Origin of the sequence: Solihabitans fulvus (genome assembly GCF_008386585.1) — a bacterium.
Classification (GTDB): Bacteria; Actinomycetota; Actinomycetes; order Mycobacteriales; family Pseudonocardiaceae; genus Solihabitans; species Solihabitans fulvus.
On record NZ_VUOB01000080.1, the window covers coordinates 23,817 to 30,898 of the forward strand.

Sequence of the window (7,082 nt, forward strand, 5' to 3'; positions counted from 1 at the left end):
CAAGGGGGCTGGTGTGACGATGGTGCGCGTGCGGGTGCTCGGCTCGATCGAGGCCGAGGTAGACGGTGTTGCGGTGCCGCTGGGCGGTCCCCGGCAGCGCGCCGTGCTGGCGCTGCTGGTGTCCGCGCGCGGCGACGTGGTGTCCGTCGACCGGCTGATCGAGGACCTGTGGAACGGCGAGCCGCCCGCGCAGGCGGTCACCTCCCTCCAGGCGTACGTGTCGAACCTGCGCAGGCTGCTCGAACCGGGCAGGCCGCCGCGCACCCCGGCGCGGCTGCTGGTCAGCTCCCCGCCCGGATACGCGCTGCGGCTGCCCGAGGACGCCGTGGACGCCTGGCGGTTCGAGCGGCTGGCGCGCGAGGCGCGGGAGACCGCCGATCCGGTGGCCGCAAGGGCGACGCTGACCGAGGCGTTGGCGCTGTGGCGCGGGCCGGTGTTCGCGGAGGCCGCCGACGAGCCGTGGGCGCTCGCCGAGACGACCCGCCTCACCGAGCTGCGGTTGGCCGCCCGCGAGCTGCGCGTGTCGCTGGGCCTGCGCGCCGGCGACGTCGTGCACACCGCGCTGGAGGCCGAGCTCCTCACCAGGGAGGAGCCGCTGCGCGAGGAGGGGTGGCGGCTGCACGCGCTGGCCCTGTGGGGCGGGGACCGGCAGGCCGACGCGCTGGCCACGCTGCGGCGCGCGCGGGCGGTGCTGGCCGACGACGTCGGCCTCGATCCCGGCCCTGCGCTCGCCGCGGTGGAGGAGGCGATCCTGGCCCAGCGGGTGGACGTGCTGCGCGCGGCCGTCGGCGGCCCCACCCCCGCCGCGCCCGCCGTGTCGGCGCCGCCCAGGGCGGCGCGCGCCGAGGACCTGTTCGTCGGGCGAGACGGGGAGCTGGCGGCCCTCGGCGCGGTCGCGCAGGAGGTGCCGGCGCGGGGCGTGCGGGTCGCGCTGGTCACCGGCGAGGCGGGCCTCGGCAAGTCGGCGCTGCTGTCCCGGCTGGCCGAGAACCTGGCCGAGGACGGGTGGCTCGTCGCGACCGGGCGGTGTCCCGAGGACAGCAGCGCCCCGCCCGCGTGGGCGTGGGTGGAGGCGCTGCGCGCGGTGTCCGAGGTGGTGCCGCCGCCCGAGGAGTCCTCGGCGGCGCTGGCGCCGCTGCTGTCCGAGGACGGTCCCGGTCCGGCCGTGGACGCCGCCGTCGGCCGCTTCCGGCTGCACCGCGCGGTGTGGTCCTGGCTGGCGGCCGCCGCGCGGGAACGGCCGACCGCGATCATGCTCGACGACCTGCACTGGGCCGACGCCGAGACGCTCGCGCTGGTGGCCGGCGCCGCCGACCACCAGTCGGGCGCGCCGATCCTGGTGGTCGGCGCGTTCCGCCAGGACGAGGTGCACCAGCCGCTCGCCGACGCGTTGGCCGCGCTGGCCCGCCGGTCGCCGCTGCGGGTGGCGCTGCCCGGCCTGCCGGAGGCCGCCGTCGCGCGGCTCGTGCACACCGTCGGCGAGGCCCCGGTCGACCGGGACACGGTGGCGGCCCTGACCGAACGCACCGGAGGGAATCCCTTCTACCTCAGGGAAAGCGTGCGGCTGCTGGGCAGCGAGGGCGCGCTGGTCGCGCTCTCCGAGGTCCCGGAGGGCGTCCGGGACGTGCTGCGGCGACGGCTCGCGCGGCTGCCGGAGCCGGCCGTCGCGGTGCTGCGGCTGGCCGCGCTCGCCGGTCGCGACGTCGACGTCGAGGTGTTGGTCTCCGCCGCGGACACCGACGAGTCCGGTGTCCTCGACGCGGTGGAGGCCGGGCTGATCGCCGGGCTGCTGACCGAGCCAGCGCCCGGCCGGGTGCGGTTCGTGCACGCGCTTGTGCGGGACACGATGGTCGCCGACCTGAGCCGGCTGCGGTCCGCGCGGATGCACGCGCGGATCGGCGCGGCGCTGGAGCGACTGTCCCCCGACGACGTGTCGGCGCTGGCGCACCACTTCGCCAGGGCCGCGACGGCGGCGACCTCGGTGCGGGCGGTGGACTACTGCGTGCGGGCCGCCGAGCTGGCCGAGCGCCGCTACGCCTACGACAAGTCCGTCGGCCAGCTCGTCGACGCGCTGGCGTCCTTCGAGCGGATTCCCGCGCAGGACGGCGTCGACCGCGACGACCGGCGCGCGGAACTGTTGGGTGCGTTGCTGCGCGCCCAGGTGCGGGCCGGCGCGATCGCCGACGCGCGGGCGACAAGGGGCCGGGCCGTCGAGTTCGCCGAGGCGGCCGGCCGGGACGACCTGCTGATCGCCGCGTTCACCGCGTGGACCGATCCGACGCCGTGGCAGACCCGCCCCTACGGCATGGTCGACGGGCCGGTGGTGGCGTTGCTGACGCGGTTGCTGGCGCTGCCCGATCTCGCGGCGAGGACGCGGTGCCGGCTGCTGGACGTGTATGCCTCCGAACTCAGCGGCGGCGGGCTGGGTTCGCGAGCGCGAGCCGCCGCCGAGGAGGCCGTCGCGCTGGCCGCCGAGGTGGGCGATCCGGCCTTGCGGGCGCTGGCGATGTCGACGCTGATGCGCGAGCTGGACATCGACCTGGAGGGGCCGCGGCGGGCGGCGCTGGCCCGCGAGGTCGCCGAGATCGGCGACGAGTGGGACCTGCCGGAGTACCGCTGGTTCGGCCGGTTCACGCAGGCCTCCGGGGCGGCGGCGGCCGGCGACCCGGTCGCGACGCGGCGGTTCGTCGAGCAGGGCCTGGAACTGGCCCGCACCTACCAGATGCCCGAGGCGATCGGCGTCGGCGAGTGCGCGCTGGCCACCCTCGCCCATGTCGAGGGCCGCCTCGAGGAGGCCGAGCGGCGCTACGCGGAGGCCACGGCGCAGATGATCCGGCACGGGTCGCTGCACGCGGCGGGCTACTTCCAGCTCACCCGCGCCTCGATCCTGGCCGGTGCGGGCAGGCTGGCGGAGTTCGCCGACCGGACGGCCGGGCTGTACGAGGACTACGGCCCGATCGTGGCCGACCTGGCCGCCGCCGCGCTGGCCGCCGCGGGCCGACTGCCCGAGGCGCGGGCCATGCGCGCGCGGGCCGTGCCGATCCGCGCCGACTACTTCTACACCGCCATGGCCACCTTCCGGGCGATCGCCGTGGTGGCGCTGGGCGAGCGGGACGCGGCCCGCGAGCTGTACGGGCAGCTGCTGCCCTACCGGGACGCCCAACTGGCCGGACTGACGAGCATGTCGGTGGCGATGCGCCCGATCGCGCACACGCTAGGCGAGCTCGCCAGGCTGCTCGGCGACACCGACGCGGCGGCCGACCATTTCGCCCGTGCCGAGGCGGTGGCGCTGCGCTGGGGCGCGACGGAGTGGGCGGCCCAGGCACGCGCGGCGGCAGCCGCAGTCGTCTTGTGAGCCTGTCTGCTGAGCCCGACGGACTCGATGGGGCGGCCAAGGCACGCGCGGAGGCAGCGCGCTGAGTCGTGGGCCGTTGGGGTGACCGCGGCCCCTGCCTGGGCGCGTCGCCGACGGCGACCACCCGAAGGGACACGCGCTTCGCCTGTTCGGCGGACGCACGATCGGCCGCGTCTGGGCCAGCCTCGGACCGTTCGGGTCGCGCGCCGACACAGTCGATGGTCCGTCACGAGGGCAAGGTGACTCATGCAGCCGTTCGAACTCCCCGACTTCTACATGCCGTATCCGGCGCGGTTGAACCCGAACGTCGAGGAGGCTCGCGCGCACACCAGGCAGTGGGCGACGTCGATGGGGTTCTTCGAGCCGGACCGGGGTTTCCACGTCTGGGACGAGAGCGACCTCGAACACCACGACTACGGCCTGATGTGCGCCTACACCCATCCCGACTGCGACAGCCGGGAACTGAACCTGATCACCGACTGGTACACGTGGGTGTTCTACTTCGACGACCACTTCCTCGAACTGTTCAAGCGCACCACCGACCTGGCGGGCGCGCGCGAGTACCTCGAGCGGCTGCCCGCGTACATGCCCGTCGACGACGAGCCGATCCCTGAGCCGACCAATCCCGTCGAGCGCGGCCTCGCCGACCTGTGGGTCCGGACGGTACCCGCGATGTCGGCCGCCTGGCGGTGCCGGTTCGCGGAGAGCACCAGGAACCTGCTCAACGAGTCGCTGTGGGAGCTGGCCGCCATCAAGGACGGCAGGGTCGCCAACCCGATCGAGTACATCGAGATGCGGCGCAAGGTGGGCGGCGCGCCATGGTCGGCCAACCTCGTCGAGCACGCCGCGCACGCGGAGGTGCCCGACGTGATCGCCGCGTCCCGGCCGATGCAGGTGCTGCGCGACACCTTCGCCGACGCGGTGCACCTGCGCAACGACCTGTTCTCATACGAGCGGGAGATCCTGGACGAGGGCGAGCTGAGCAACGGGGTGCTGGTCTTCGAACGGTTCCTCGACCTGGCGACCCAGCAGGCCGCCGACGCCGTCAACGACCTGCTCACCTCGCGGCTGTACCAGTTCGAGAACACCGCGGTCGTCGAGGTGCCGCTGCTGTTCGCCGAGCACGCGATCAGCCCGCCAGAGCAGGCCTCCGTCGCCGCCTACGTCAAGGGCCTGCAGGACTGGCAGTCCGGCGGCCACGAGTGGCATCTGCGGTCCAGCCGCTACATGAACAAGGGCCAGCGGTCCGCTGGTCCCCTCGGCGGGCCGACCGGGTTGGGCACCGCGGCGGCGCGGCTGGTGCCGACGCCGGGTTCACTGGGTGTTGGGCGGTTCAGGAGTTTCACGCACCGGCACCACCAGGCGGTCGGGCCGACGCCGCTGCCGGAGTTCTACCTGCCCTACCAGGTCAAGCTGAGCCAGCACCTGGACGGCGCGCGCGAGCGGCTGATCGACTGGAACCGGTCGATGGGGTTCTTCGACCCGACGCCCGGGGTGCTCGGTCCGGCGCTGTGGAGCGAGCGGGACGCGCGCGGCTTCGACTTCGCGCTGTGCTCGGCCGGGATCGACCCGGACGCGACCGTCGAGGAACTGGATCTGTCCGCGAACTGGCTGAGCTGGGGCACCTACGCCGACGACTACTACCCCGCCGTGTTCGGCCGCACCCGCAACCTGGTCGCCGCGAAAGCGCAGACCGAACGGCTGTCGGCGTTGATGCCGGTGGAGGACCCGCAGTCCCCTGTCGTGCCGGTGAATCCGGTGGAGCGGGGCCTTGCGGACCTGTGGGTGCGGACCGCGACGCCGATGGATGTCGGGCAGCGGCGGCAGTTCCGGGCCGCCGTGGACACCATGCTGGAGAGCTGGCTGTGGGAACTGGTCAACCATGCCCAGCACCGGATTCCCGACCCGATCGACTACGTGGAGATGCGCCGCAGGACCTTCGGCGCGGAGATGACGATGCTGATGGCGCGGTTCTCCCACGTCGGGCAGGTGCCGAGCGAGATCTACCAGACCCAGACGATCCAGGATCTGGAGCACACGGCGATGGACTACGCGGGCCTGATGAACGACGTCTTCTCCTACCAGAAGGAGCTGGAGTTCGAGGGCGAGCTGAACAACGCCGTGCTGGTGACGCAGAACTTCCTCGGCTGCGACCGGGATCGGGCGCTCGCGGTCGTGAACGACCTGATGACCGCGCGGATGCGGCAGTTCGAGCGCGTGGTCGCCACGGAGCTGCCCGCGCTGTACGAGCACTTCGGGCTCGACAGGCGGGCCAGGGCCGCGATCGACGGGTACGCCGGGGAGCTGCGGGACTGGATGGCCGGCATCCTGCACTGGCACGCCGAATGCGACCGCTACACGGAGTCCGGCCTGCGGCGGCGCTACCGCCCGTCGGTCGAGCAGGCCGCGACGCGCGGCCTGCCGACCGGGTTGGGCACCAGCGCGGCCAGGGTCACCGAGCTGGCGCGGTGACCCTGTTTCAGCGCAGGATGTTCGCGTGCCGTTCGAGGACGGCGGCGACGTCGTCGGCGTCCTCCAGCGGGAGGGGGTTCGGAACCTGTTCGGCGGTTTGTGAGCGTGTGTGTTCGAACGTGTGTTTGAATGCGTGTGTGAAGTTGGCTGAGTGGGCGCGGTCGTTCGGGGTGCACCCGCAGACTGCGTACCGGTGGTTCCGGGAGGACCGGATGCCCGTGCCCGCTCGCCGGTTGCCGTCCGGGACGATCGTCGTCGACCTGCCCGACGACACTGGGGGCCGCGCCGTGGTGTACGTCCGGGTGTCCTCGCATGACCGGCGCACCGATCTGGAAGCGCAGGCCGGTCGGGTGACCGCCTGGTGCGCCACGCAGGGCATCCGCGTGGACGAGGTCGCCTCCGAGGTCGGGTCCGGCGTGAACGGGCGGCGCGCCACGCTGGCCCGCCTGCTGGGTGACCCCGAGGTCGCGACGATCGTGGTGGAGTATCGGGACCGGGTGGCCCGGTTCGGGGTCGAGCACCTGCACGCCGCGCTTGCCGCGACGGGCCGCCGGATCGTGGTGGTGGACACCTCGGAGACCACCGATGATCTCGTCGGGGACATGGTGGAGGTGCTGACCTGGATGTGCGCCCGCCTGTACGGGCGGCGCGGAGCCCGCAACCGGGCCATGCGGGCGGTCACCGCGACCAAGCGCGAGCCCGGCGAGGCCGCCGAGTGACCAGAGTCCTTCAGGCCTACCAGTTCGCGTTGGACCCGACGCCGGCCCAGGACGACGCGCTGCGGTCGCACTGCGGTGGGCAGCGCTACGCCTTCAACTGGGGCTTGGCGCAGGTCAAGGCTAACCTGGGGCAGCGAGAGGCCGAGAAGTCCTACGACGTCACCGACGATCAGCTGACCCCGTCGCTGTCCTGGTCGGCCTACAGCCTGCGCGCGGGGTGGAATCAGGCCAAGGACACCGTGGCGCCGTGGTGGAGCGAGAACAGCAAGGAGGCGTACGCCTCCGGCCTGGCCAACCTCGCCACGGCGCTGAAGAACTGGGCCGACTCCCGCGCGGGCAGGCGGCGCGGCGCGAAGGTGCGGTTCCCGAGGTTCAAGGGCAAGCGCAACGCCCTGTCGTGCCGGTTCACCACTGGCGCGTTGGGCCTGTCCGACGCTGACCGCCCACACGTCACGCTGCCCAGGATAGGCCTGGTCCGCACCCACGAGTCCACGCGGAAGCTGGCCCGGCACGTCGAGCACGGCACCGCCCGGATC

General features: G+C 73.4%; 4 protein-coding genes. All 4 read left to right on the forward strand.

Annotation, left to right across the window (positions count from 1 at the left end; genetic code table 11):
* Positions 1-19: 19 nt before the first annotated feature.
* Complete coding sequence (locus tag F0L68_RS37350; RefSeq protein ID WP_149854642.1) at positions 20-3,355, forward strand: ATP-binding protein; 3,336 nt, start codon at positions 20-22, stop codon at positions 3,353-3,355.
* A gap of 246 nt (positions 3,356-3,601) precedes the next feature.
* Positions 3,602-5,827, forward strand: coding sequence for a family 2 encapsulin nanocompartment cargo protein terpene cyclase (locus tag F0L68_RS37355; RefSeq protein WP_149854636.1), 2,226 nt, complete (start codon positions 3,602-3,604; stop codon positions 5,825-5,827).
* Between the two features lie 137 nt (positions 5,828-5,964).
* On the forward strand, positions 5,965-6,546 hold the full coding sequence (locus F0L68_RS37360; RefSeq protein WP_149854637.1) for an IS607 family transposase: 582 nt from the start codon (positions 5,965-5,967) through the stop codon (positions 6,544-6,546).
* On the forward strand, positions 6,543-7,082 hold a 540-nt coding region (locus tag F0L68_RS37365), incomplete at its 3' end, for a helix-turn-helix domain-containing protein (RefSeq protein WP_149854638.1). The genes F0L68_RS37360 and F0L68_RS37365, both read left to right, overlap by 4 nt.